Annotated in this window: 25 protein-coding genes; 14 read left to right on the forward strand and 11 right to left on the reverse strand. The window is 55.5% G+C overall.

The window, feature by feature from the left end:
• Positions 1-1,993, reverse strand: a 1,993-nt coding sequence (locus tag BMZ91_RS18530; protein WP_177193911.1) for a tetratricopeptide repeat protein, incomplete at its 3' end; no start/stop codon positions are given.
• A 153-nt stretch (positions 1,994-2,146) separates the two neighbouring features.
• On the opposite strand from BMZ91_RS18530, the gene BMZ91_RS18535 reads away from it, so the two are divergent.
• From BMZ91_RS18535 to BMZ91_RS18545, 3 genes are all read left to right on the forward strand, one after another.
• Positions 2,147-2,776, forward strand: coding sequence for a phage tail protein (locus BMZ91_RS18535; RefSeq protein WP_342741960.1), 630 nt, complete (start codon positions 2,147-2,149; stop codon positions 2,774-2,776).
• A 27-nt stretch (positions 2,777-2,803) separates the two neighbouring features.
• Entirely contained in the window at positions 2,804-3,274 is a 471-nt protein-coding gene (locus tag BMZ91_RS18540) for a DUF6916 family protein (protein WP_092842001.1), read from the forward strand.
• A gap of 85 nt (positions 3,275-3,359) precedes the next feature.
• Positions 3,360-3,866 (forward strand): GNAT family N-acetyltransferase, encoded by a 507-nt coding sequence (locus BMZ91_RS18545; protein ID WP_092842003.1) that lies wholly within the window; start codon positions 3,360-3,362, stop codon positions 3,864-3,866.
• 27 nt (positions 3,867-3,893) lie between these two features.
• Here BMZ91_RS18545 and BMZ91_RS18550 read toward each other — a convergent pair whose 3' ends face one another.
• Positions 3,894-4,226, reverse strand: a complete 333-nt coding sequence (locus BMZ91_RS18550) for a DUF6916 family protein (protein ID WP_092842005.1) — start codon at positions 4,224-4,226, stop codon at positions 3,894-3,896.
• A gap of 200 nt (positions 4,227-4,426) precedes the next feature.
• Here BMZ91_RS18550 and BMZ91_RS18555 point away from each other — a divergent pair, with 200 nt between their 5' ends.
• Together BMZ91_RS18555 and BMZ91_RS18560 are read left to right on the forward strand one after the other, a co-directional pair.
• Positions 4,427-5,488, forward strand: coding sequence for a Hint domain-containing protein (locus BMZ91_RS18555; RefSeq protein ID WP_177193912.1), 1,062 nt, complete (start codon positions 4,427-4,429; stop codon positions 5,486-5,488).
• 109 nt (positions 5,489-5,597) lie between these two features.
• Entirely contained in the window at positions 5,598-7,442 is a 1,845-nt protein-coding gene (locus tag BMZ91_RS18560; RefSeq protein ID WP_092842009.1) for a tetratricopeptide repeat-containing sulfotransferase family protein, read from the forward strand.
• Positions 7,443-7,523: 81 nt separating this feature from the next.
• Here the strand turns inward: BMZ91_RS18560 and BMZ91_RS18565 are convergent, their stop codons facing one another.
• Entirely contained in the window at positions 7,524-8,099 is a 576-nt protein-coding gene (locus BMZ91_RS18565; protein ID WP_092842011.1) for a class I SAM-dependent methyltransferase, read from the reverse strand.
• A 192-nt stretch (positions 8,100-8,291) separates the two neighbouring features.
• Here BMZ91_RS18565 and BMZ91_RS18570 point away from each other — a divergent pair, with 192 nt between their 5' ends.
• Positions 8,292-9,221: a sulfotransferase gene (locus BMZ91_RS18570; protein WP_092842013.1), complete on the forward strand. Its 930-nt coding sequence runs from the start codon at positions 8,292-8,294 to the stop codon at positions 9,219-9,221.
• Here the strand turns inward: BMZ91_RS18570 and BMZ91_RS18575 are convergent.
• On the reverse strand, positions 9,208-10,263 hold the full coding sequence (locus tag BMZ91_RS18575; protein WP_092842015.1) for a glycosyltransferase family 4 protein: 1,056 nt from the start codon (positions 10,261-10,263) through the stop codon (positions 9,208-9,210). The genes BMZ91_RS18570 and BMZ91_RS18575 overlap by 14 nt on opposite strands.
• 124 nt (positions 10,264-10,387) lie before the next feature.
• A complete protein-coding gene (locus BMZ91_RS21230) occupies positions 10,388-10,723 on the reverse strand; it encodes a hypothetical protein (RefSeq protein ID WP_143076391.1) in 336 nt (111 codons plus the stop codon).
• A 109-nt stretch (positions 10,724-10,832) separates the two neighbouring features.
• On the opposite strand from BMZ91_RS21230, the gene phnD reads away from it, so the two are divergent.
• From phnD to BMZ91_RS18600, 5 genes are all read left to right on the forward strand, one after another.
• Positions 10,833-11,816 carry a phosphate/phosphite/phosphonate ABC transporter substrate-binding protein gene (gene phnD, locus BMZ91_RS18580; protein ID WP_092842017.1) on the forward strand — a complete coding sequence of 328 codons (984 nt, stop codon included), beginning with the start codon at positions 10,833-10,835 and terminating at the stop codon, positions 11,814-11,816.
• Positions 11,817-11,870: 54 nt separating this feature from the next.
• On the forward strand, positions 11,871-12,647 hold the full coding sequence (phnC, locus tag BMZ91_RS18585; protein ID WP_092842019.1) for a phosphonate ABC transporter ATP-binding protein: 777 nt from the start codon (positions 11,871-11,873) through the stop codon (positions 12,645-12,647).
• Complete coding sequence (phnE, locus tag BMZ91_RS18590) at positions 12,644-13,438, forward strand: phosphonate ABC transporter, permease protein PhnE (RefSeq protein WP_092842021.1); 795 nt, start codon at positions 12,644-12,646, stop codon at positions 13,436-13,438. The genes phnC and phnE (BMZ91_RS18590) overlap by 4 nt, the downstream gene beginning before the upstream one ends.
• On the forward strand, positions 13,435-14,244 hold the full coding sequence (gene phnE / locus BMZ91_RS18595) for a phosphonate ABC transporter, permease protein PhnE (RefSeq protein WP_092842023.1): 810 nt from the start codon (positions 13,435-13,437) through the stop codon (positions 14,242-14,244). Before phnE (BMZ91_RS18590) ends, phnE (BMZ91_RS18595) begins: the two co-directional genes overlap by 4 nt.
• 174 nt (positions 14,245-14,418) lie before the next feature.
• Positions 14,419-14,805: a response regulator gene (locus BMZ91_RS18600; RefSeq protein ID WP_092842024.1), complete on the forward strand. Its 387-nt coding sequence runs from the start codon at positions 14,419-14,421 to the stop codon at positions 14,803-14,805.
• Between the two features lie 107 nt (positions 14,806-14,912).
• Here the strand turns inward: BMZ91_RS18600 and BMZ91_RS18605 are convergent, their stop codons facing one another.
• From BMZ91_RS18605 to BMZ91_RS18620, 4 genes are all read right to left on the reverse strand, one after another.
• The gene (locus BMZ91_RS18605) at positions 14,913-16,331 is read right to left on the reverse strand and encodes a sensor histidine kinase (RefSeq protein ID WP_092842026.1); all 1,419 of its coding nucleotides are present in this window, start codon (positions 16,329-16,331) and stop codon (positions 14,913-14,915) included.
• Positions 16,328-16,798: a putative pterin-binding protein gene (locus BMZ91_RS18610; RefSeq protein ID WP_177193913.1), complete on the reverse strand. Its 471-nt coding sequence runs from the start codon at positions 16,796-16,798 to the stop codon at positions 16,328-16,330. Before BMZ91_RS18610 ends, BMZ91_RS18605 begins: the two co-directional genes overlap by 4 nt.
• Before the next feature lie 238 nt (positions 16,799-17,036).
• Entirely contained in the window at positions 17,037-18,725 is a 1,689-nt protein-coding gene (locus BMZ91_RS18615) for a PAS domain-containing sensor histidine kinase (RefSeq protein ID WP_092842030.1), read from the reverse strand.
• A gap of 151 nt (positions 18,726-18,876) precedes the next feature.
• Positions 18,877-21,765, reverse strand: a complete 2,889-nt coding sequence (locus BMZ91_RS18620; protein ID WP_092842032.1) for a sensor histidine kinase — start codon at positions 21,763-21,765, stop codon at positions 18,877-18,879.
• Between the two features lie 224 nt (positions 21,766-21,989).
• Here BMZ91_RS18620 and BMZ91_RS18625 point away from each other — a divergent pair, with 224 nt between their 5' ends.
• From BMZ91_RS18625 to BMZ91_RS18635, 3 genes are all read left to right on the forward strand, one after another.
• On the forward strand, positions 21,990-23,012 hold the full coding sequence (locus BMZ91_RS18625) for a response regulator (protein ID WP_092842034.1): 1,023 nt from the start codon (positions 21,990-21,992) through the stop codon (positions 23,010-23,012).
• 151 nt (positions 23,013-23,163) lie between these two features.
• Positions 23,164-24,117, forward strand: coding sequence for a response regulator (locus BMZ91_RS18630; protein ID WP_177193914.1), 954 nt, complete (start codon positions 23,164-23,166; stop codon positions 24,115-24,117).
• Between the two features lie 13 nt (positions 24,118-24,130).
• Positions 24,131-24,496 carry an Hpt domain-containing protein gene (locus tag BMZ91_RS18635; RefSeq protein WP_092842037.1) on the forward strand — a complete coding sequence of 122 codons (366 nt, stop codon included), beginning with the start codon at positions 24,131-24,133 and terminating at the stop codon, positions 24,494-24,496.
• Positions 24,497-24,797: 301 nt separating this feature from the next.
• On the opposite strand, the gene istB is transcribed toward BMZ91_RS18635, so the two are convergent.
• Complete coding sequence (gene istB, locus BMZ91_RS18640) at positions 24,798-25,589, reverse strand: IS21-like element helper ATPase IstB (protein WP_092842039.1); 792 nt, start codon at positions 25,587-25,589, stop codon at positions 24,798-24,800.
• Positions 25,586-26,458 (reverse strand): Mu transposase domain-containing protein (locus BMZ91_RS18645; RefSeq protein WP_092842041.1); only part of this gene is annotated, 873 nt, incomplete at its 5' end. The genes BMZ91_RS18645 and istB, both read right to left, overlap by 4 nt.

A 26,458-nucleotide genomic window follows, 5' to 3' on the forward strand; every position in this document is an offset into this window, starting at 1 on the left:
TGTGCTGGAAGCCGGAAACATTGGCCCAACTGGCGATCATGGCCTGGATCCCCTCGGGGACATCCGGGGTGTTCCAGTATTGAATGATCCGGCTCGGTATGCCCGCCCCCCTTGCCGCTTGTGTATCGTACAGCCCGGGCGATTGGCGCTGCCAGTGTGCAATCAACCGCATCGTCGACAGGTGTGATCGGGGGCTTTCCCGGACAAGGGCCGCGAATTCATTGGTATCGTCAGGGGGAATGGGGCGCATGGCCTTGCCGCCATTCGCCTGTATCTCGATCTCAAACTCGGTGATCAATTGGTCCTGCAATGTATTTTGGGAATGGCGCATGGCGCTCGTATTGGTGCGGCGCAGATCGCCGATCAGCAGACAGGTATTTTCCACATCGCCGTCGGCAATCAGGGTACGTATCAGAGCATGGCTTCGAAACCTCGTGCGCAGCAGATGGTCCCGCGTGGCCATGTAACGGGCAAGTGCCGTCTCGGTCAGCCCGACGTGGCAATAGAGATTGGACATGTTCAGGTCATGCAAAGCCTGTTCCGCGGGATTGGTAAAAGACACATCCGCCAGCAAAGCGATCGCCTCGGCGGATCGGGCGCTATTGCGAAAGATCAACTCCAACTGGGCGGCAATGGCCCGATTGTCGGGCCAGACGTGAAAACACCGCCGGATATACCGGCACGCCAGATCATTGCGGTTCAGCCCTGCCAAAGCGCGGGCCACCAAAATCGCCTCTGAGGGGTCACGCCCTTGCGGTGGAAAATTTTGACGCAGCACCTGCAAGGCGCGGTCAAATTCATATCGGTGCAATAACAGGCCTGCCTCAAGCAAGACCAGTTTCTCGCGTTCCATCACAGGCCCCATGACACAGGCAAGATCCGCATCATCAAGTGCGACACCTTTCAGAGCCAGTTTTCGCACCAGCATTTCCAGCAGGCCGGGGTTGCCCGGGAACCGCGCAAGCCCCTTGCGCAGAAAATCCGCTGCGACATCTGCATCCTGCGCCTTATCAGCCAGATCACTCAGGCGGGCATATAGATCATGGGTGGCATCGGGGTCTGCCACACACCGCTCCAGAAATGCCCGCGCGTCGTCATGACGGTTCAGCGAGACAAGGCACTGGGCCTCCAAAAGCTTGAGTTGGAAGGCATCTGGCGTCAGGGCGCGTGCTTTTTTGGTGTCGATCAGCGCCTGTGAAGTATCGCCAAGACGCAGGCATAATCTGGCTTTTTGTGCCCACAAGGTCGGGTGGTCAGGAAAGCGACCCGTTGCATCTTTCAGAACCTCAAGGGCCTCGCTCAGGTGGTCGGCGGCCAGCAATGCCGTAGCCCTGATCCGCAGGGGCTGAGGGTTGTCGGGTGCCAGAGCCTGCGCGCGTTGCGCCAATGCCAAGGCTGTATCGGTCTGCCCCATTGTGTTGGCCAGCGCCGCCGCCTTGATCAGGGCCATGGGCGTATCGGGGAATTCTTCGGCCAACTGGCGGGCCTTGGCAAAGGCCTGCGCGGCATCGCCCTGACGTGTCAGATAATTGATCTCGATCAGCCGCGCAGGCAGGTCGGCAGGATTGCGGGCCAAGGCCTTTTGTGCTTGCGTCCATGCGGCGTCATGCATCTGGTGCCGGTTCAGGATCGCTGCGCGCTGCCCAAAAACGGCATCATCCGTCTGGTCGTCAGGCGTATCCTCTAGCATCGCCAAGGCATCTGCCTGATGGCCCAGCTCCAGAAGGTCCTTTAGATATTCCCGCTGCACTCTGGACCCTGCGGGATAGCTTGCATAGGCACGGCGCATACACTTTAGCGCCGCAGCTCTGCGCCCGGCCTTGCGCAGCGCCGTGGCCACTTCGATCTGGCATTTCACCGTTTCTGGATGAGCGCTTGCCAGAGCCTCCAGCATGTCGCAGGCAACCTGTTCTTTCCCGGCGACCAGGTGTGCCAAAGCGACTTGCAACCTGTCAGCCCAAGGGCCCGAGGCTGCCGATGCATTTGTGGCCATGGAGGTATTCCCTTTAGTCAGCGATCCAACCTGTTCAGGGTGCAGAGTATCGCCCGCCAAGCACTGCATTGATATCCAAGGCGTTTATGGCTTCCCTATCACGGGGGTGGCTTTATTGCCAAGGTCTTATGCCGTGCCCTTTGGCGCATATTGTTGATCGGCGAGTTGGAACTTGCAGAGATCATTGCTTTACAGACAAGCCTTCTACAAGGTACTATTTTAAGTGTTTTAAACGCCAAAAGGATAGATAAAATGTCGGAACCATTTCTAGGCGAAGTAAAATTGGTTGGTTGGAATTTTGCGGCCCGCGGTTGGGCGCTATGCAATGGGCAGCTGCTGCCTATTTCACAAAACTCTGCGTTATTTTCGCTGTTGGGAACAATTTACGGCGGCGATGGCCGTACAACGTTTGCCTTGCCCGATTTGCGCGGGCGTGTTGCGATGCATTTTGGGCGCGGACCGGGCCTGTCTGACCATCGGCAAGGCGCACGAGGCGGCGTGGAATCCGTAACATTGAACGTATCTGAAATGCCGTCACACAACCACAACCCCAGACAGTATGCCGAAGCACGCGGTGGTAACCTTTCTGATCCAACCAACAACATGCTCGCCAGCTCGACTGACACCTTTCGCGCACAAATCGCAGCCGATGATATTCCAATGAACCCGGCTGCGGTGGTGTCCAATAATATGGGGGGCAACCTGCCGCACGAAAACATGCAGCCATTCCTGGTGATGAATTACCAAATTGCTCTGGTGGGTATTTTCCCGTCGCGCAGCTGAATCGTCAACCAAGGAAAGGAAAGGCTTATGAGCATATTGAACCAAATATCTCGGCGCACCGTCCTGGTCGGTCAGGCGGCCCTTGCCGGGCTTGGCGCCTTGCCGGGAATGGCCCTGGCGCGCAGCCCTGCGGCGGCGGCGGACTGTGCGACCGAGGGGGGCAACGCCTGCCTGCCCGCGCGCTGGCATTCCACAACCGCCGAAGAACTGGCAACCCATGTCGGGGACCGGTTTCGCGTCAGCAGCCCGGAGCACGGTAATCTGGTGCTCAAACTGGTTGCGGTTGAATCTCATGCCTCGGGCGCAGCCCGCCCAGGGGGGTTGCCGCGCCGCGAGGGCGTGACCGCGCTGTTTGAAAGCCCGGACATGGCCCCGCTTGTGGCCGATGGCTATGGCACCTACCGCGTGTCACATCCCCGGATCGGAGCGGCGGACCTGTATCTGTCCGCTGCCCCCCGGCGCAATGGGGGAAACTATATCGAGGTCGTTCTGAACTGATATTCCGAAACTAAAACAACAGGGCCGCCGGTGTTACCCACCAGCGGCCCTGCCTTTTTCACTGACACTTTCCGAGACCTTATAGATGCAAGCGAACACGCCCCTGCCGCAGGTGTCCTTTCGCCCCGTAAAGGACACCGATCACGATTTCCTTCTGGGTCTTTATGCCAGCACACGGGCATGGGAACGCAAGGCCGCCAATTGGACCGATGCGGATTGGCAGGATTTCATATCCCGCCAGTTCAAGGCGCAGGACATGTCTTACAAGATGAGCTTTCCGGGCGCGTCATTTACCGTCATCCAGATGGGGGATACTGCCATCGGGCGGCTCTACGTAGAACGACAGGATGATTGCCTGCGGATTATTGAATTTACGCTGGCTCCGGCCTGGCAGCGGCGTGGCATTGGCACCGATATCCTGCGCGCCCTGATGAACGAGGCCCATGGCGGCAAGGTTCCGGTGCGTCTAAGTGTACAGAAAAACAGCCCCGCCATTACCCTGTATCAGCGCCATGGGTTTGTGCCGGTCGGGGATATGAACAGCCATATCGCGATGGAATGGACCCCGGCAACCGGCCCGCGCGAAATCTGACAGGGCTTTGATTTTGGTGCTGTAGCTTTAGCTGAACCCTATTTCGTAAAGCGTGCAGTCTGCATCTTGGCGAAATGGCGACACGAACAACTCAACACCCCCGATCCCCGGCATCTGCATTCTGTAAATTTGTGCTTCAAGCAGCGGCTCACGCGGGCCTTCGAGGGTCAGCGAAAACGCCCGCCGGGGCGGCAGGACACGTCCTTCGATTTCCACGGGGCTGTCGCGTAGCGTGGCCTCTGATCCGTGTTTGATATTATCCAATGTCAGCGTCACTTGGCCAAAGTCACTTGAAACAACAAAGGCCTGCCCGATCAGCGGTTCAAAATCTTGCGGCGTCAGCAGGGAAATTTCGGTCATTTTTTGATCTGGCTTTCGGTAATATCTCGCTCACCAAAGGGTGGCGGGTGGCGGTCAAAAGGTCAAACCCTTTCAACAGCCAAAGCTGATCTGACATTTTTTGCCGACGGCAGTTTTAATAGATGGAATCGCGCTGGAAAAGTGTTAACATCTTCGTGATTGTACATTTACGCGAGATAGATCGCTTAGGAGTTTTGAACATGCCACTTTTTCAATTCAATGACGGCGTAGACGACTTGAACAATCAGGGGTCTAACGTTTCTGTCCCATTTACCGATGATGGGATTAATTTTACCCTCAGCACCACTGGAAATCCCGGATTCAACGCGATCAACTATAATCCGGATGACGCAGGGAACGACGGCCTTATCTCGATCACGGATTCGTCGGGAAATGCCCCATTCACGCTTGCGATCAACGGGGGCACTGCGAGTGACAGATTTGGCGGGACTGCCGGTAGCATTACGATGACCATCGCGCCTGCTTTTTTTTCGGGTGCTTGGAACGTTACCTTTGTGGATGCCGACAATACGGCCAACAACGTGGAATTTAACAATGTTGCGGGCGGCCAAGTGCTCAAGTTTGGCACCACATCCTCGTTTTCCGGTGTCCGCTTTACCCCGACCGGCTCGGGCAACTTCATCATGATAGATAGCCTGAACGCCAGCATTGTCTGCTATCTTGAGGACACCGGCATCGCCACGCCGAATGGCAACGTGGCCGTGCAGGATCTGCGCCCCGGTGACATGGTGCTGACCGCCGATGGTGGTGAAACCGCCGTGAAATGGGTGGGCATTCAGCCGGTTCAAACCCGCCTGACGCATCCCGCCAAGGTCAACCCGATTTGCCTGACCGCAGGGTCCATTGCGCAAAACGTACCGGCGCAGGATCTTTATGTTTCGCCTGACCACGCGATTGCGATTGATGGCATCCTCTATAACGCCAGCACGCTGGTGAATGGCCGTTCGATCTATATGGTTCCCAAGATGCCGCTTGACGGCTTCACCTATTACCACGTGGAAACCGAGGCCCACGAGTTGATCCTGGCCGAGGGCTGCGCCGCTGAGACCTATCTGGACGGGGGCACTTTTGCCGACAATTTTGTCAACGCCGGTGATCGTGCCAAGGCGCCTATGATTGCCGCCATGGACATGCCGCGCGTGTCGTCCAGACGGCTGGTGCCAACGCAGGTCATTGACCGTCTGAGTGCCCGCGCAGATGAACTTGCCGCGACGCACACGCCTATCGCCGAAGTGGCCTAAGGGCAGGCCCCTTTCCTAGCAGGCAAAGTTTTACGGCCAGAGCCCTTACAGCTTTGGCCGTTTTCGTGTCTACATGTTGTGACGTGATATTTCATTCAAGGTGTACCCCATGGCCACATCTGTCTCTCAAACCAAAAGCGCCGAACTTGAGGCCTTGAATGCCGATGTCAAGCGCATCGCCCAGCATCAGGCCGCAGGCCGCCATGGCCCCGCCGGCGAGATGATTGACCGGCTGTTGCAAACCTACGAAGGCCACCCGCGCCTGATGCATTACAAGGGTCTGAACCTGATCCTTGCCGGACAGCGCAAAGAGGGTCTGGCCCTGCTGGAGCAGGTGGTCAGCCACGAGAGTGCCGATGTGATGGCCTGGGTCGATTACGGGGCGATTCTGGCCCAGGGTGGTGATCTGGACGCGGCCATTGAAAAGTTCCAAGGCGCGGTTGAAATGGCGCCGAATTATGCGCTGGCCCAGGCCAATCTGGGCGCTGCGCTGGTGCTGAAGGAAAAATATGGCCGCGCTATCGAACATCTGGAAAAGGCGCTGGAGCTTGATGGGCAGATTCTGGATGTGCACACCAATCTGGCCAAGGCCTATATGCGCACCCATCGGTTTCAGCAGGCAATTGACGTGTCTTACAAGGCGCTGTCCATCGACCCCAAATCGGTAGCGGCCCATATTGATCTGGCCGCCGCGCTGTTTCGTATCGAGCGCCACGATGCGGCCGAACATCATGCCCGCCGCGCGATCGAATTGGCCCCCTCAGCCGCCGAAGCCTGGCTGCACCTGGGTAGCACGCTTGGCGCATCGGGGCGGTTGGAAGAAGCCGCCGACGCGCTGTTAAAGATCGCGGCACAACCCCCTGTCGGAATCACGGCGCTGGCCCGTCTGGTGCATATGCGCAAAACCAAAACCGGTAGCCCCGAGTTGGAACTGCTGACCCAATACGCCAAGCGTCTGGATAATTTGCAACCCGAGCAGCAGGTCTCGATCCATTTCGCCCTGGGCAAGGCGTTTGACGATCTGGGCGATTATCCCGCCGCGATTGAGCATTTCAATGCTGGCAACAAGATCAACGCCGACCTTCACCCGTTTGATGCCAAAGGAAATATCGAACGTAGCGAACGCATGCGTGAACTGACGACACCGGAGTTTATGGCGCGTTGCGGTGGGGGCGGCCTGTCTGACGTGGCACCGATCTTCATTTGCGGCATGCCCCGGTCGGGCACAACGTTGATGGACCAGATGTTCTCGCGCCACGCCGATGTGCAGGCCGGAGGGGAACTGAACGGGGTCAACAGGGCTCTGGCGCGCAACGCTTCCATACGTGCGGTATTGGAACGGGAAAAGGATGCCTCTGAGCTGAGCACAGATGATTTTGCCCGTCTGGGCGAAGATTACATCGCCTACCTGCACGCTGAGGGGCTGAAGGCTGAATATGTGTCAGATAAGCTGCCCGGCAATTACCTCTATATCGGGTTGATGGCGATGGCCTTGCCGCGCGCCAGATTTCTGATCATGCGTCGCCACCCGATGGATTGCCTGTTTTCCAACTACATGCAGCATTTTGGCCAGAACCAGCCGTTTTCATCGGATTTTGGCAATCTGGCCTCGGTCTATAACCAGTTTGACCTGATGGCCAAACATTGGGTGGCCCTGTTGCCGGACCGTGTGCGCGAGGTGAACTACGAAGATGTCGTTGCCGACCCCGAAGGTCAGATGCGCAGTATTCTGGATTTTGTCGGCCTTGAATGGAGCGACGATATTCTCGATCACACGGCCTCAACCCATCAGGTAAACACCGCCTCGGTTGCCCAGGTTCGCCAACCGATTTACCATAGCGCAATCGCCCGCTGGCGCCGCTACGGGCCAGGGTTACAGGGCCTGGCTCTGGCGCTGCGCGATCATCTTAGCGCCGAGGAACTGCAAGCCGCCGGCGTGACGCAGGACATGTAAAATGCAGGGCGGGTCAAAACGCCTATTGGATCGTTTGACCGGTGCCACCGGGATGCTGGCATATCCCGTTCGGTCAGTGAATTAGACACGTTCGGTGACTGCATAAATATGCATGTCGCGAACGGCGAGCCTCGAAAATGCCAACCGGTTGCGTTCGGCCGCTGCCAGATAATCGTGCGCGAAGACGTGATCATTCTTAGCCTTGACGGCCGCGGGGCTGTTGGCGTGAATTCCGGCGTTGAAGACGAGCGATTTGCAGATGCGCGCCATTTCCGAGAAAGCCAGCTCGAAAACGGCAGGCGGCTGATGCAGGAATACCTGAAAGGCGACGCCGCAATCGAATGCGTCATCCTCAAATGGAAACGGTTTGGACAGATCGGCGATATAGGCGGATTTCAGCACCACACCCTGCTTGGCCGCCGCCTGTTGCAGTTCGCCACAATATCGGTCGGTGACATCAAGTGTCTGGACCTCGCGGCCTCTGTCATAGGCTCCGAAGGTTCGCCCAATTCCGGGGCCTAATTCGAAAACAGGGCCTTGGCCGGCGGCATACGTTCCAATGAAGTTGATATCAAAGCAAAGACGGTCTTCGATGAAGCTTTTGGGATTGTTGGGTTTTTCTCTCGTGGACCAGTACTTGAAAATGTCGTAGCTCATGGTCTCCTATCCTGTTCTAGAGGCCGGAACCGGCTTTAGGTATTCCCAAAAATGTCAATGTAGAAGTCGACCGATTTGCACAAACCGGGATGGGGTATATGCGCGTAAATTAGTCTAGGGGAAGTGGCGGTCGCCATCAATGCATGTTAGAAGCATTTCAGCCTCAAGCGGCGAATACATAGACAGGAGGCTGTGGCCGATCAAATGACGCGCGACATAATCCTTCACGTTGGTTTGCCAAAAACCGGCACCACCTCTCTTCAAAATACGCTCTACACCGACCGGCACCGTCTGCTTGAACATAGCTATTACTACGACACGGCGATCAATGCGCCGCATGACCCCAAGCACCAATGGGTGCTGCGCGCATTGCGCAAGCAACAAGCAGACCCGGCGACCGACCTACAGAGGCTACCCCGAAGCGCGCGCACTATCATTCTGAGTACGGAAAGCATCTCCAACGAACTCTTGCAGTTCGAGCCACAAACCATAATGGAATTCTCTGGCGCACTGCAAGAGATCGGAGAGTTGAAGCTACTGGTCTTCCTTCGAGACCCGGCGCAATGGGCACGATCATACTATAAGCAGGCCATCATCAATCAATCGTCGAACCTATTGGAGTTCTATTGTACGTCCTTGACCTTCGACGAATTCGCCGGGCTGGAACAGATCCAATTTCTGACGGATCATGCGGCTCTTCTGGCCCGTCTTGAGAGCCGTTTTCGTGCGGAAGTCATCTCACAGAACTACGATAGTAATATGGTAGAGCGTTTCTATGACCGCTTCCTACCCCTTGCCATACCGCCGAAAACAACATCCAGGAAGAATTCCAGCCTAGATGATACCTGCGCAGAGGTGATGCGGCAGATCAATTCCTTCATCTCAACCCATGCGGAAAAATGCGCCTGGTCCTTCCTTTTCCAGGTGGCCGGCGTGTCTGGAAGCACGACATTCGAGGCTCTCGCCGCCAAGGCAAGACCATCGGATGTCAAAGGGCTCGATATCAGCGCGCTTGACAGGCTCGTCTTTTGCCCCAATCCGCCACTACAGGTAAGTGAGGACGATTTTCAAGGTTGCTTGACCCGATTGAGACAGGCTGCAAAAGAGATCAAAGATCATTGAGCACCCTGTCGAAGTCGTTTGCCATCTGACCCGGTGAAAAGCTGGCGCTGGTTATCCGAGCTATCGCATCATGATCCCAATCCATCTGAAGAGATTTCTGCAAAGCGGCGGCCAGTTCATCGGCGCAGTCGCCGGAAAAACCGACACCAACCTGTCGACCGACGCGATCCGAGATTTCTTCGACACTTGGTGCAAAGCCGACGATCGGTGTGCCAGAACTGAGTGCCTCGATATAAACGAGTCCGAAGGATTCGCGTGTGCTGGGCACGCAAAGGACGGCAGCGCCGGACATTCGCGCGGTCAGATCATCGTGCGGAAGCTCGCCCAGCAATTCGACTTTACCCAGAGGCAGCTCTTGGCGGATGAGAGTTTTGAGCTCGCCCATCAAGGGGCCATCCCCCGCCACCGAAATCGTGATGTCTTCGGGCAGGAGACTTGCGGCACGGATCAAAAGATGCGGTTGCTTCACCGGCAGCAATTGCCCCGCGAACAGGACACCACGTCTTTCAGTCGCATTCTGGCACGGGGGCTGGCCGATAGGCTTTACGGCACCATAGACGACAGAAGCTTTTGCGGGGATCGAAAAGCCGAGACGTCGGCCCTCGTCGATGCAATGGAGAGACGGAAACACAAGCGCGTCCATCGCGTCCATGCGGCGCTGCATCTCTTCGGCCAATGACGTGTCTTTGTAATAGGCTGTCCATGAATGAACGATGCATATGGATGAAGGGCCGACATCATTCAGAAGAAAGGCTTGAACTGCGGGATTCATCAGATGGTGGAAAACCGCGACATCGGCATCCTCAAGAAATGAGTTGATATTGTCGCCGCGCTTTGCGCTCATGGCTTTCGGGTTGATTGTGATACCTTTGGGAAGGTGGTGCGGTGGCTCTTGATCCTGGGTCGGTACGAGCGTGCAACTTGACACCGCGCTGCTGTAATCCGCCAGCGCGGTGGCCAGGGAGCGATTGTAACTGGCCACGCCACCCGCTTTCCTTCCACCCCATTCGGATGGAACTGGCCCAAAGAAAACAGTTTTCATCTATATCCCCGTCTGCAATCATCTCTACGCTGACGGTTGTCTATAACCGTCGCAACGGTAGATGGAACGGAATTCAGGCTTGGACAGCTCGTTTTCAATGGGCCCAGAGACGTGTTGCCTGGTGTTATGTGCAATTTCCCTTGCCCCAATCCTTAAGATGTAACGGGTGTGATGTCGCGTCGGTAATCAGGTCATCCTGGCGTGCGGATGAGAGAGGCCAGTTGGCGGATTCCGCAGGTGTTCGTTCAACAGTAAGCATTGACCACTTCACCGAGACTGCACCCATGATCGTATCAGTACGATTTGGCAGTTCAGCAATCCGTCTCTGGTGAAAACCTGTTTCGTGGAAGAAAATGCCTAAAGGCTTGTCGCCGCTTTCTTCGATATCGTGACGCGCCAGTAACTGCCAGCCACCTGCACTGGATGATAGGGCACGTCCCCACATGGGGACGATCTGCATGACAATCGCTATGTCACAGAACGATGTTGCAAATCTTAGGGTTTGGTGATCGTATCTCCGACGACTCCGCCGCAGTCTGATGGGGGGGGCAACAGGGAGGAGAAAAAACATGTCCAAGGAAACGATTTTGAGTGCCGGTCTTCTAACGGCCCTTGCCCTTGCGGCCGGTAGCGCGTTCGCGCAGGCCGATTGTTCAAACCGCGGTGCGCTCGACGCGATGTATTGTGACGAAGATGGCGATCTCGTGGCCGATGCGCCGACGGATGCAAGCAAATTGCAGGATCCGTCCACGCTGGTCTTTGCCTATACGCCGGTCGAGGACCCGGCGATCTACGCGGACATCTGGAACCCGTTCATCGAGCATCTCGCAGCGGTGACCGGCAAGAAGGTCCAGTTCTTTGCAGTGCAATCCAACTCGGCCGAGGTCGAGGCGATGCGTTCTGGCCGCCTGCATATCGCGGGGTTCTCCACCGGGCCGACGCCCTATGCCGTGAACCTTGCGGGCAATGTTCCCTTTGCCATCATGGGTGCTGATGACGGTCAGTTCGGCTATAAACTGCAGGTCTATACCCAGGCCGACAGCGACATCAAGGAAATGGCCGACCTTGCAGGCAAGCGCATCGCGCATACCTCGCCGACCTCCAACTCGGGCAACCTGGCGCCGCGCGCGCTGTTCCCCGATCTGGGCGTCACCCCGGATCAGGATTACGAAGTCAGCTATTCCGGCAGCCATGATCAGTCGATGCTGGGCGTTGTCGCAGGCGATTATGATGCTGCCCCGGTGGCGTCGGAAGTGGTGGATCGCATGGCCGAGCGCGGTCTTTACGATCCTGAAGGCGTCCGCATCGTCTGGGAAAGCGATCCCTTCCCGACAACCTCATACGGCATGGCGCATGATCTCGCGCCCGAGCTAAAGGAAAAGATCAAGGAAGCCTTCTTTAGCTTCGATTTCGCAGGCACGGCACTGGGTGAGGAATTCACCGGTGTCAGCAAGTTCATCCCGATCACCTACAAGGATCAATGGGCCGTCATCCGCCAGATCCAGAAGGCCAACGGCGTTGAATACACGCCACAGGGGCTTGCCGCCGAGTGACATCATCCCGTCGGGGTCGGCCGTTTTGGGCGGCCCCGCAAAGAAAGCGTTTTCATGCTGAAAATCACTGATCTCGTCAAGCGCTACGGCACTGGCGAGCCTGTCCTCAAGAACCTTGATTTGACCATCGAAGGCGAAAGTGTCGTGTCGATCATCGGCTCGTCCGGTGCCGGCAAAAGCACGCTGCTGCGCTGCATCAACCAACTGGTCAAGCCGACGTCGGGCAGCATCGTACTGAACGGCACCGAACTGACCGCATTGCGCGGCAAGAACCTGCGCGAGGCGCGACGCAAGATCGGCATGGTGTTTCAGGGCTTCAACCTTGTCGACCGGCTGACCGTGATGGAGAATGTCCAGTCCGGGCGGTTGGGTTATATCTCGACCTGGGCCGCGATCACGCGGCGCTATCCCAAGGCTGACATTCGCCGCGCCTTTGAGCTGATGGAGCGGGTTGGCATCGCGCAATACGCCAACACCCGCGCCGATCAGCTTTCGGGGGGCGAACGCCAGCGGGTCGGTGTCGTGCGTGCGCTGATGCAACAGCCCGAGATCCTGCTGGCGGATGAACCGACAGCCTCGCTTGATCCCAAGACCTCCGAGCAGATCATGGGCCTTCTGCGCGATTTGGCCGGAGAGCTGAAGCTTCCGGTTGTCATCAATATCCACAACGTGACCGAGGCCAAGGAATATACTGACCGTATCGTCGGGATGCGCTATGGCCGCATCATCTTTGACGACAAGCCCGATAAGCTGGACGAGGCCGCAATGGAAGAAATCTATGCCGGCAGCCCGCACGCCGACCGTGGCGGTGACAGGGTCAAAGCCTCATGAGCGCGCCGCGCGACACCTGGGTGAAGCCGCCCTTCATCGCCAATCCTGTGTTGCGGTGGGCGGTCTACCTTGGCCTGATCGGCTATTTTGGCTGGGTGGGTCTGACCATGCCCATCGACTGGAACCGCGTCGCCGAAGGCATCGGACGCGCCGGGCGTATCTTTGGCGGCGCCTTCCCGCCCAGCTTTGAACGCAGCGGTCTGCTGATCGACGGTTTCCTTGAAAGTCTCAAGATCGCGGTGCTGTCGACGGCGGGCGGGGTGCTGTTGTCGATCCCCATCGCCTTTATGTCGGCCCGCAACGTTGCACCGCTGCCGATCTTTTACATGGGGCGCGCAATCATCATCATCGCGCGCAGCTTTCATCCGGTGATCGTCGCGATCCTGTTCGTCAAGGCGGTCGGCTTTGGCCCCTTCGCCGGGGTGCTGACGCTGATCATCTATTCCATCGGCTTCGTTGCCAAGATGCTGGCCGAGAGGATCGAAGAGATCGACTTTGGTCAGGTCGAGGCGGTACGCGCCGCTGGTGCGCCGTATTTCTCGACGCTGTTTTACGCGATCTTCCCACAGATCATGCCGCGCCAGATCGGTTTGGCCATCTATCAGCTCGATTCAAACCTGCGCGCCTCGGCCGTGGTCGGTATCGTCGGGGCAGGCGGGATCGGTGCCACCCTCGCCAATGCCTTCGGGCGCTATGATTATGATTTCGCGCTTGCCATCACCATCGTCATCGTCGCCGTGATCCTGTTCTCCGAGGCGGTCAGCGGCGTTATCCGGAAGCGTATCCAATGACCTCAATTTCCGAACAGTTTGGCCGTGACGACTGGACCCGGTTCACCTTGAGACAAAAACTGACTCGCTGGGGCACCCTCGCGGGCTGTGCGCTTGCCATCATCTGGGCGCTGTCTTCGATCAGGGTGGTCTGGGATTGGGTCTGGGGCGCGCCAGAACAGATTGGCGACCTTTTCGGGCGGATGTATCCGCCGGATCCGAGCAACCTCGATACGATCCTCAAAGTGCTGTGGGACACGGTGAACATCGCGACCTTCGCGACGGCCTTCGCCGTGCTGCTGTCGCTGCCGGTGGCCTATATCTCTGCGCAGAACACCACACCCAACCGCGCGACGCTCTGGCTGGGGCGGTTGATCCTGGTGACGTCGCGGTCGGTGAACACGATCATCTGGGCGCTGCTTTTCGTCGCCATCTTCGGCCCTGGCATCGTCGCCGGTATCATCGCGATCATGTTCCGCTCGATCGGGTTCATCGGCAAATTGCTCGGCGAAGCGATCGAGGAAATCGACACGCGCCCTGTCGAAGCATTGGAGGCCACGGGGGCCTCACGCTTCAAGGTTATCGTCTATGCCATCATCCCCCAGGTCATGCCGACCTTCTGGGCGGTCACGATTCTGCGTTGGGATATCAACCTGCGCGAATCCACCGTGCTCGGCCTTGTGGGCGCGGGCGGCATCGGCATTATCCTGCAAGGCGCCATCGACACGTTCAACTGGCCCGAAGTCGCCACCATCCTGCTCGCCATCATCGCGCTGGTGATTATGGGCGAAGTCATCTCGGCATTCCTGAGGCGCCGTATCCTGTGACAGGTACGCGCGGAAAATCCGACCCTGACCGGGGGCACCTTGGCCAGCACAGCAACTGTGAGAAAGGGCAACGGCTTGGATGATCGAGTAACGACCGGGGCATAGCTCATTTTTATTTGGCTCACGTGCGAAATAATGCTAGCTCATCTTTGATGTGGTAAACGGAATATTTTGATGAGAGAACTGAAGAAAATTCTTCATGTTGAAGATGAACTGGACATCCAGGAAATCGCGAGAATGTCTCTCGAAGGCGTGGGTGGTTTTGAGGTGATGCAATGCGTTTCGGGCGAAGACGCCCTATCTGTCGCTCCAGGCTATGATCCAGACCTGATCCTTTTGGACGTGATGATGCCCGGTATGGATGGGGAAGAAACGTTTAAGCGGTTAAGTGAGTTCGAAGGATTCGAAAAAAAGCCCGTTATATTCATGACCGCAAAGGCGGCAAAAAACAATATTCAGGCGCTTATTGAGCTAGGCGCCGCAGATGTGATCACCAAGCCGTTCGATCCAATTCTGCTGCCTGAGAGTGTCCGAGAGATTTGGAAGAGGTGGACAGCTTAACCTACCGGACGTAAATAACTTTATACCGGCCCGTTAGGGCTGGATCGGTATCCGTCGACGACACAAACGCCCGCGAGCCAAAGTCCGGCGATGTAGCGGGACGCGGATCAGGCCACGTCTCGCACATCACAGGAGGCCGGACGATGCGATGTATCCTTCGACTCGTCCTTGATCGGCAGCTCGAAAAAGAAGGTTGTCCCCTTTCCAGGGGTCGACTTCAAATCGATCCGGCCATTGTGCTGTTCAACGATGGCCTTGGCGATGCTCAGGCCTAGGCCGGTTCCCTTGTATGTCGTGCTGGTGACCTGGGAACCTTGGTGAAACCGCTCGAAGATCCGCTCGTGCTCCTCTTCGGGGATTCCCTGCCCTTCGTCGCGGACTTCAACACGTGCGCGGGGACCGTTTTGGTAGGCGATGACCTCGACCGTGCTCCCCGCCGGTGAGAACTTGCTGGCATTCGAAATCAGATTGCTCAGGACCTGTGCGATCCGCACCTCATCTCCCTCTACATAAAGCTCCGTATCAATCACGCGCAGGCTCAGCCCAACCTGCAATCCTGTGGCATAGTTTTCATTGTCGCGAACGGCATCCTGTACAGTCTGTGAGAGATTGAAACATTTGTTGTCGAGGATAACGAGGTTGGCGTCCAGCTTATCGATATCCAGGATGTCGTTGACCAATGTAATCAGCCTTTCGCAGTTGCGATGCGCAATTGAAATCAGCTTTTCATTAGTCGGCGACAGATCGGAATTCTTTGCCGCCTTGATCAACTCAATGCTACCGTAAATCGACGTCAGAGGCGTGCGTAATTCGTGACTCACCACGGTTACGAAACTGTCTTTGGCACGCAAGGAGGCGCCTGCATGGTTCGCCAGAACCTCCATTTTCTCCGCCAATTTGCGGCTACGGGCGCCATCAATCCAAAGGAACAGGCCGAATAGTCCAAGCGCTGCCATGGCGACAACGCCGAGAAGCGTTACCCGGTTCGACAGGGTAAGCAAGGCGTCTTTAAACTGCGTCTGCTCCTGAGTTTCCGATTTCACGACGCTCAGAGACAATTTCTGGAGGTCTGTCTTGAACGAACTCATCTGATCCCGCAAGATCGCGGCCATCTCACGCCGACTTTCCGCCGTGGCCGGAGGCACATCCTGTGCAAAGACGGTCTCGTCGAGGGTTTCGAGCCAATTTCGAATATCTCTTATGACCGAGAGGTCTATGCCGCGGCTTTCCAGAACATCGGCCACGTAGCCCTCTTCAAAAGTGCTCAGGCGACTCCAGAGAATATTGAGCCTTTGTGTAAGACCCTCGTAGGTTTCGCGTCCGAGAGCATAGTCTTGCGCTGCGGCATCAAACCTCAGCATCTCGAATTGCATCTGGTTGGCAATCCAGAGCGGCTTGTCGCGATCGCTAAGGCGCATCTCTGAAATGCTCTGGCTCAACATCATCAGCCCGGCAACGGCGACGGCGACGCTTAGAAGAACTGCGCCCGCCATGCCCTGTCTGATTTTGCGGCGGCCTTTCGTCATTCAATCTTGATGCCGGTCAGTTGCCAGATCAGGCGATCATTGTACTGGGGAGCGACGAGTTCGGGATGGTCATCCATCGGATATATCACCCAGATTGGCCCCTTGCCGCGTATCGACATGGTCTCACCGTTTCTTCGCAAGGCCAGAATCACATCGTAATCAAGAATATCGTCAACCGGTATCTCGACCGAAAAGTCGTTGACCGCAGTCATTTTCAGAGTGTCATCGCGGGTAACGCCGAAGGGGTCCAACAGGTCACGCAGGAGAGGCCCTGAAAACTCTGTCACCTCATCTACATAAAAATTGTCCGTCAACACCTTTTCCTGCGGCAGTGCCGCGAGATCCTCGAAGCTGTAGCTTTCCGAGGCTTCGTTTCCGGATATCGTAAGAATGTCCGATGCCATGACAGTTCCGGGGACCAAGCCCAAAATCAGCGCCAGCGTTTTCAATCCTGCCAGTCTGATCATCGTCATCCCTTTCAACCGTGAGGTGTTTTTCCCATTATAGTTACACCCCATATGTTCTGATACCTAGAGCTTATAGCGCCGACTTCAATATCCGATTGATCATGAGGCAAAAATGTACAGGCGGTTCACTTTCCATTCCGCGTGCAACCGAATCCGCCCGTATTATGAGCAAACGGACGACGTTAAGGTAACATACAGCCTTGCCAGACCACATGACGGCAGAACATCTTACAATTCATCAGGCGGCGTCTTGCACATAACCGGATGCCGGACGATGCGATGTATCCTTCGACCCGTCCTTGGTCGGCAGCTCGAAAAAGAAGGTTGTCCCCTTTCCAAGGGTCGACTTCAAATCGATCCGGCCATTGTGCTGTTGAACGATGGCCTTGGCGATGCTCAGGCCTAGGCCGGTTCCGCGCAACTTCCCGGCGCCGCTGTTGACGGCACTGTTGGTTTGACCGAAACGGGCGAAGACCTTGGGCAAATCCTCGTCAGAGATACCCGCCCCCTGATCCTTCACCGAAATACGGACATGGGTGTCGCTAGTCGATATGCCTAGCTCGACCGTGTCTCCGGGATGGCTGAATTTGGCAGCGTTTGACATCAAATTCGCCATGACCTGCATCAGACGCTTTCGGTCACCGATCAAGGTGCAATCCTGGTCCGATTTTGTAGCAACGAACTCGACACCCATCTCCGCGCCATAATAGCGGTAGGTTTCAAGCGCCTCGTGCACAAGGTCACTGGCGTTGATTTCCTCCTTTGAGAATTCCATGTCTCCGGCATCAATCTTGTCAAGATCCAGAATATCGTCAACCAATGACAACAGCCGGTCGCTGTTATTTGCGGCGATATCCAACATCAATTTAACCTTGTCTTCGATCTGCCCGGCTGCTCCTCCGGTTACCAGTCGCAACGCGCCTTTAATCGACGTCAGCGGCGTTCTTAGCTCATGGCTGATGATTGAAACGAGTTCGTTGCGTTTCTTTTCGACAGTCTTGCGGTCGGTAATGTCGCGTGCTGTGGCGATCAGACGGAACCGGCCATCGGGTGTTCTCATCGCCTCCATACACACTTCAACCTGGCAGCCGTTGATATCGGTTTCGAACCGCCAAATGGCCAGTTGATCCGCTTTGAGTATGTCTATGTTTTTCTGTAACCCCCCTTCAATGGGCTGTTGGACAACGTCCTGAAAGCGGCGGGATTTCCAGCCATCGTTTTTCCAACCTGTGCGACGTGCGGCCGAAGCGTTCATGTAAACGACTGCGAGAGTTTCCGCGTCGAACATGAAAACATCGTCTGGAAGCAGCTTGAGGCACTGGATAAGTTGCCGCTCTTCCTTTGCTAACCTGGCTTGGGTCACATCTGTTCTGATGAAAATGTTTCTATCGTGTTGCCCGGCCCTGTTCATGAGCGGAACAACCGTACATTCCGTCAGGATGATATGGCCGTCATTTCGCTTGAATTCTGTTTCGCCTTTCCAGATTTCCCCGGCTTTTGTGGTTCTGATGATGTCGTCGAATACATCGGTGCGGGCGCTGTCGTAAAGGTAGGTTTCCTTGCGACCGAGCAGAGCGGATTCATTTACTCCGACCACATCACTGAATTTCTTGTTCACCTTGATGATGCGCCCCTGAGGGTCGGTGGTGCTTACAATCGAATGCGCGTTAAGAGCTTGTTCTTGAAAGGCAAGTTCAAGCTCACGTCCGCGCAATAGCCTGTCGCGCAACTCACCGGATTCGATTCCGCGTCGCCACGCAGTCATGACCAGAGCGATCATCAAGAGCCAGATGGTAACCTGAATAATAACAACCGGAGAAAGGCTCTCCAATTGTCCAAACTTCACGCGAGATGCCAATGCCACAATGATGATCGCCGACATGATCGCGCAAATACTGCCAGTCAGAATATTTTTTTTGCTTTTCATTACACACTCGTCCCTGCAACACGGCTGATTACTAAAACCCGGCAAGGCCAATCGCCTTGCCTTGGATTTACCATCACGCGTAAAGGTGTTATGGCTGGGGTGAAAAGACGAAAAAAATGTGGCGCCCGGCGTTCAGGCCGGCTGCTGCAATTCAGACTGCATCCCGCGATTTTGCGTCGTCTGCTTTTGCGCTGTCCGAAGTGCTCAGAGGTAGGCAGAGCGTGAATGTGCTGCCTGCGCCTGGCGTACTTTTCAGACCGATGCGACCGCCCTGCAAGGCAGCCAGCTGTCGCGAGATGGTCAAACCGAGGCCTGTGCCTGCGGCCGCCCTGTATCCTGCTCCATCCGCTTGCCGGAATGATTCAAAGACGGCCTCTTGCATATCTTCGGCGATTCCACATCCGGTATCCTCGACACTAATATGCGCCTCACCATCGCGCGCCTTGGCCCGCAGTGTGAGCGACCCTTTATCAGTAAATTTCAGGGCATTCCCAAGCAAGTTGAACAGGATTTGCTTCAGGCGGATCTCGTCTGCGCGAATGGTGCAGTCGTCTGAATAGCAATACAGGTACAGGCCTTTTTTTCTGGCCTCAGTTTCAAATTTTTCCGCGAAGGACCTCAGAAACGTTTTGAGCGGGATATCTTTAAGGTGCATGTCCATCGACCCGCTTTCAATTTTTGACATGTCGAGGATGTCGTTGATCAATTCGAGTAGATGTCTGCCTGCGTCATCTGATTTTTTGGCGAATTTGACGATATCATTCGTCGCGCTTTCCAGCGAATTTCGGGCTTTGCCGATATCCCCGATCGGACTTTGCACGTTCTCTTTCAATGTTTTGAATGATGGCAACTGATCGGGATCTTTCAGGAAGGCCATGTACCCAAGGATAATCGTCAGAGGTGTCCGAAGTTCATGGCTGAAGGTATTCAGGAAATCGGTCTTCGATTGATTGGCGCGCTCGGCATTCTGCAAGGCCTGATGCAAAACCGATACATCGGTCCCGACACCGCGATACCCGTCGAATTCTCCGTCTTTATCAAATATCGGTGTGCCGGAAATACGAAACCATCGATTGCCCCCAGCCGGGTTTTCGACACGGTAGACGAAATTTCCAAACGGTTGGTGCGCCGCCATTTTGGTTTCCAGCGCGTCCCAATCGGCACTTTCAACGGTTGAGATATTTTTCCCAAAGCATTCCTTGCGGGTTTTGCCCATAAGTAGCCTGCTCAATCCATCGGTTTGCTTGTCGAAGCCCTCTGACAAATACGTGAAGCGAAAATCCTTGTCCTGTTCCCAAAACCAATCGGTGCTTATCTCGGCGATGTCGTAAAAGCGTTTATAGGCTTCATCCCGCTGGATCAGCGCATCAGAAAGCTCTGCGTTTTTCTTTTCGAGTTCAATCTGTTGCGTCTTCTCGGCGGTGACATCAACCCGGATGCCAACCCGACCACCGTCACTTGTGGATCGTTTGATTGACTTGATCCAACGCCCGTTCTTGAGTGGATATTCCCAATCGTAATTTTTACTTGCAAGGTTTTCATACAACCCCTGTAGCCATTCTTCCTCGCGACCGACAGCCTCCGGATATTCCCCATTTTCGAGGCCATATCGCAGGATTTCCTCGGACGTGGCGCCGATCTTGACCGCCGGTGCACTCGCCTCATAGAGGTCGAGATAGAATTGGTTGTACATGACGAGTTTATTGTCTTTATCGAGCAACCAGAAGCCGGCGGGAAGAGCTTCAATTGCATCCCGCAGCCGCTGCTCGGCTTGCTCCGCGCGATGGCGACTTTCGATCTGTTCGGTGATATCAATGCGCAGTCCGACCCGCCCACCATCCTGGGTTTTGCGTTCCACGATCCGCAAAATACGGCCATTTTCCAATTTCTGTTCCAAAACGCTATCGGAACGCGCGTGCGCTGCAAGCCGTTCGGCAAGCCATTCGTCTTCGCGCCCGATGGCCTCGGCATATTGTCCGTTCTTCAGACCGTAACGCAGGATGTCCTCGAACGGGGTTCCCGGCACCATCGCCGCAGCACTCTCTCGATAGATTTCAAGATAGCGCTTGTTGCAAAGCACAAGTCGGTCATCGGCGTCATACAAAACGAAAGCGTCATTCAGGCTTTCGATCGCCGTCGTCAATCGGGATTGCAGAACTTTTCGCGCCGCAGCCTCTTTCTTCGCATCCGACACAACAAAAGCGGCAAACCCACCGATAGAAAAGATGATGAGAAGTGGCAGGAACGGGAACGCATAGCCAGCAGCCCGACCCGGTTTCGGGGTGACGCCGATCCTCCACAGACCGCCAGGAATTTTCAAGTCTGCCGTGACCGTCGTTTTTGATGATGTTTTTTCGGTGCCGTAAACCAGCGAGATCGCGTGCCCGGTTTCATCAATCGCATGGATAGACAGGTCGTACTCGCTGCTGCGATTGGATAATCCGGCTTCCAAAAACAGTCGGTCCGCGTCCAGAACGACTGATAGGACGGCATCATCGCGTGACCCGGCCAGGGCGCCCCCGGAAAGGTCAACAGGCACCCGCAGAATGAAACCGGAGATACCCTGAAGCAGTTGCACGGGGCCATCGAGAGTCGGCTGACCGCTCTCCAGAGCGCGTGTAATTGCGTCGCGCTGCTCGGGGAAATTGCTGAGATCACGCCCCAGCAGGCTGGCGTTTTCTTCCAGCGGATGCACCATTTCGAGGCTGTAATCCACCACGAGAGCTACATTTATGATGTAGGGAGCCAGCGACTCGAGGTTCGTAACAATTTTCGAAAACTCATTCTGCGTCAACTCGCCCGACACCTCCAGAGCAACCGCCAGCCCGCGCGCCAGAAATTCCTTATCTGTCAGTTCGGTTCTGATTAGGTGTTCTACATGATCTGCATAGTGTCTTGTGTCTTCTTGCAGCTCACGAAGGTGGGCCCGATAATGGCCGGTCCCATAAACGACAGCCCCCAGGACAGTTGCCAATGCAATAGTGAAAAAACCAACAGAGTAAATGTTCTTGGAAGTCGCCTGTCGTATGCTTTTGAACATTCACTATACCTGTGCTGGCTGTCTTGGCCTACCAGCCACAATCATGATGCAAGTGCTTAAGAGTAATGGCCGGAAGTTGCATAGTAAATCACGTAATGGATAAGTGCTGCGGTGTGAGTATTGTCTAACATGTCTCTAAATTAACACATTTCAAGCATAAAACATTCTAAATTCAATCACAAGATGTATGGGAATATGTAAGACACCTCGGGGAGACACAACCTATGCGAATTCTGATTGTTGATGACGAACCCATGTTTCTCGATCTGCTCGAAGGCAGCCTGGCGGAACGCGGGTTCGCGGATGTTGTTCGCGCAACATCAGCAGCGCAGGCGCTGAAGCTAGTCGACAACGCAGAAGAAGCAGCCTTCGACTGTTTCCTTCTCGATATTCAAATGCCGGGCACTGATGGCATTGAGCTATGCGCAAAAATCCGTGCGAGGGCCGGTTGTCGTCGCGCCCCGATTATCATGCTGACGTCTTCTGATGCCAAGAAAACCATGCAGGCTGCATTCGATGCCGGCGCAACGGATTTTCTGAACAAACCCCTTAACGCGGCCGAAGTCGAGGCGCGTATAAGAATGGCCTTCATGCTTGTTGACGTCATTGACAGCGAAACGCTGACATTCGATGCACTTGAGGCGCTTGTCAGTCTTGAGACGTCTTTTGACGAATTTGAATTGAGCTCGCGCATCACTTTTTCCAACGTGAAATCGATGCGTGACTATTTCGAATTGGAAAACAAGCTTCTGAAGATGGGGCCAGGCAACTTTGCGATGAGCCTGTTTTCGATCAGAATTCGCGATTTCGAGACCCTTACGGCGGGTTTGGCCCGCACCGAAATCATGGGATTGATCCACATGGTGGCCAATATCATTTCCAGAACCACGCCAAATCGCGGACTACATTTTGCATATGTCGGATACGGCAAATTCATTTGCGTTGTCATTGTGCGAAGCCCGGTTGTTACCCAATTGCTTCAATTGAGAGTGCGCGACAAATTGGCCAAGTGCCTTTGCAACTACGACAACCAACAGATGCGCAAGGCAACACTTGATGTGAAATCGCTGTCCAACCGGCGGATCATGGACATCGCGGGCGCATTGAAACTTTTTCGGAATGAAATACGCAAATTGGGATCAAGTTCTGACCAAATACTACCCGCGATCGACGGTGAGGCGAGCCGCCTTTTCAAAGCCATGCAAGGCAATAAAAAATCAGCACTCGACCCAGAAAGCACGCGGTAATCGGCCGTCCCAGAATTGTTTCTGGGTTTGCCACAATGTCGTCAAAGTCTCGAGTGATACTGGTATTTGAAATCAACCTATGGGTGCTGGTGGGGTATATCCCTCACATCAAGGCGCCCGTGCGACACTCAAGGCGCGAAGGACCACGCTAATGAGAATTCTTGCAGTCGATGACAGCGACTTGATTCTGGAGCTTCTGGACGGAGCCCTACGTAATATGGGCTATACCGATCTAGAGTTTGCTGACTCTGGGGAAACGGCCCTTGAGGCGATTGATGTTTCCAGGCGACCTTTCGATTGTTTTCTGCTTGATATCCAGATGCCAGGTATCGACGGCATCGAATTGTGTCGGCGCATTCGCAGCAATCCCCAGTATCACCGGACGCCGATCGTCATGTTGACATCGCTTCGGGACAAGAAGCACATTGATGCGGCGTTCAATGCAGGCGCAACCGACTATGTCACCAAACCGTTTGATGTGACCGAGCTAAGCACGCGCATTCGCATCGCCAGCATGCTGGTCGCTGAACAACAGTCGGTTCTTGAAGAAACCTTTGCCGTCGAAGCCATGAAAGAGGCCACCCAGAGTATCTTTACCTTCGATCTTTCGTCGGCTGTCGAAATCAGGGATGTCACAGGCGTTGTAAGCTCTCTGGTGCTACAGAATTACATCTTGCAGCTTTCGCGGCTCCGGCATTTTGGCATCGGTGCGATCGGGTTCCAGATAGAGAACATAGACAAACTTTACTACAGTGCGAGCCCAACGGAGTTTTACTATACTCTCACCGATGTCGCCGAGGCGATTTCCAATAACCTGCGGTCCGTGAATTTTCTCCTGGCGTATTTTGGCAATGGCAGTTTCGTTGCGGTCGTCCCAAGACTCAATAATTTGCAGGTTGATGACCTGCACTCAATTATCAACCATACGATTGAGGATATGGAGCTGGCCTATGACAATGGCGAGCCAATGAATGTCAGAGTCGATGTTGGAAATCAGGAACATGTTGGAATATTCTCTGGCGACGTTTCAGACCTGTTGCTGAAAGCGATGAAATCGACCCACCGGATCAAGCCGTCGAGAACGGCGTTCGCGGCGGTCGGTTGACCGGTGAACAGATATGCAGACGCAACCCAATGACACGTCCGACGCCATGGCAAAGACAATTGCTTCGGTGCGCAGCCGTTTTGTCGCCACACTTGAAGACCGCGTGCTGCAACTGGAGCATCTGAAATGTCAGCTTTCCTGCACCGATAAGCGATCAGCGTCTCTTAAGATGTTGCAAAGCGAGGCACATAAAATAGCGGGTGTTGCTGCGACCATCGGTTTCAACGAGATCGGACAGCGGGCGTCAGAAGCCGAAAATCAGATAGACCTCGCATTGGCTAGAAATCTGGCTCAAAATGATATGTCAGAAACCCTGGCGGTAATAGATAGTTTTCTGGATGCTTTAGAGAACGCTTTAGACCTTCCCGAGAATTGGTGATGATCTGGCCGTATCTTGCCCATCGCGTCCGTTACGTCTGAGCGTGGGAGTGTCATGAACTCTGTGTATCTGGCCCGGTCCATGCGGGTTTCAGATACAGTCACGCGTTGAAGCGTTCGCCGAACAACGCAAACGCCTTGTCATGCGCGTCAAACACCATCTCTGTCAACGGCGGCGCAAAATTCTGCCACTGGGGCGGAGCAAAAGTAGGCCAGTTTGGGGTGTGCGCCTTGGAGCGTGCGGCCCTCAAATAGCAGGCACGTTCCAAGGCGCATTGGCCGTCAGGCCAATTCTGTGAGGACTATTTTCCGGCGGCGGCGAGGCGGGCGCGGCTTTGGTTGAGACGATAGCTTTCGCCGTTCATTTCCAGGATGTTGACGTGGTGGGTCAGCCGGTCCAGTAGCGCACCGGTCAGCCGTTCTGTGCCGAAGGTTTCCGTCCATTCTTCGAACGGCAAATTGCTTGTGATGAGAGTTGAGCCGCGCTCATAGCGCTGCGAGATCAGTTCGAATAGCAGCTCCGCCCCGGTTTTGCTGAGCGGCACAAAGCCCAGTTCATCGATAATCAGCAACTGCACCTTGGCCAGTTGCCGCTGACGGAGCAACAGGCGCTTCTCGTCACGCGCTTCCATCAGTTCGTTGACCAATGCTGCCGCTGTTACAAAGGCCACCTGTAGCCCCTTTTGACAAGCCGCAAGGCCCAGCCCAAGCGCAACATGGGTTTTGCCTGTTCCGGAAGGTTCGAGAGCGTCATGTCGAAGACATGCCTCCGGCATGATGACATTTTCCTTGCGTTCAATCCACTCACAGCGGGCCAGTTCCAGCACCATCATCTTGTTCAGCGAAGGGATGGCTTTGAAGTCGAAGCTATCGAGGCTTTTGACGGCCGAGAACTTTGCAGACTTGATCCGGCGCTCAACCATGCGCCGTTCCCGGTCGATCAATTCCAGTTCGGCCAGCCGGGCCAGGTAGCGCACATGGTCTACGCCCTCGACGGCACAGATACGGGCCTGCTTGTCATGCTCACGCAAGAAGGTGGGCAGGCGCAAGGTCTTGAGGTGATGAGCCAGCAACAGCTCTGGTGCATCTGTCATGCCTCCCCTCCCGCCAGCAGGCTCATGTAGGATGCGGCGGAGGTTGTGGCGATGTCGGTTCTGGGCAGGAACGGATAAACATCCAGATCCAGCCGCGGCGGGCGTCGTTCCACCCGGCACAACAACGGATGTTTGATGGCGTCGAAGCTGATTGCGCCCATCCGCAGTGCGTCTTTGATGGCCGCGTGCAGCACATCCAGTTCGAAGCGTTCCAGAAGGCGTAACACCTGCACGTACTCTCGCTTGCCTGCTTTGCCCTGCCGGGCCTCCAACAACCGCTGGAGCGTGGCGAAGGCGTCAGGCAGCTCCCAGTTTTGCAATGGGGCAGCCTGATCAAAGGACATGATCTTGCGCTCGATCAGCGCCAGGTAATGCAGGGGATCAAACACCATGTCACCGGTGTCATAAGAGCGGGGATGGTCTGCGATGATCTCAGCCGCGCAGCCGATCACTACACGACCCACAAAGCCCTTGATCCAGACCTCACGGTGACCGAAGGCCACGGGCACTGAGTAATCATTGCCGCGATAGCGCACCATAGATGTCGACGTGACCTGGCCACTTTGCAGATCGCAAGCCTCAAAGGGCGCGGCTGGCAGGGTACGCATTGCCGCCAAATCCGCTTCCAGCCGGTCACCGATGCTGATCTTGTGGCCCCGCAGGATGTCAGTCTGCCGTTTGCAGCATTGTTCTTCCAGATAGTCGTTGAACGCGCTCCAATCGGCAAAGCGGGGCATCGGCACCATGAAGTTGCGCCGTCCGTAGCCGACCAGGCCTTCGACCTTGCCTTTGTCGTTACCCTTGCCGGGGCGGCCATATCGATCCCCGATGACGTAGTGCGACAGCATCGCGCTGAACCGCTGGGTGCG

The sequence above is a fragment of the Roseovarius lutimaris genome, from assembly GCF_900115165.1.
GTDB classification, from domain to species: domain Bacteria; phylum Pseudomonadota; class Alphaproteobacteria; order Rhodobacterales; family Rhodobacteraceae; genus Roseovarius; species Roseovarius lutimaris.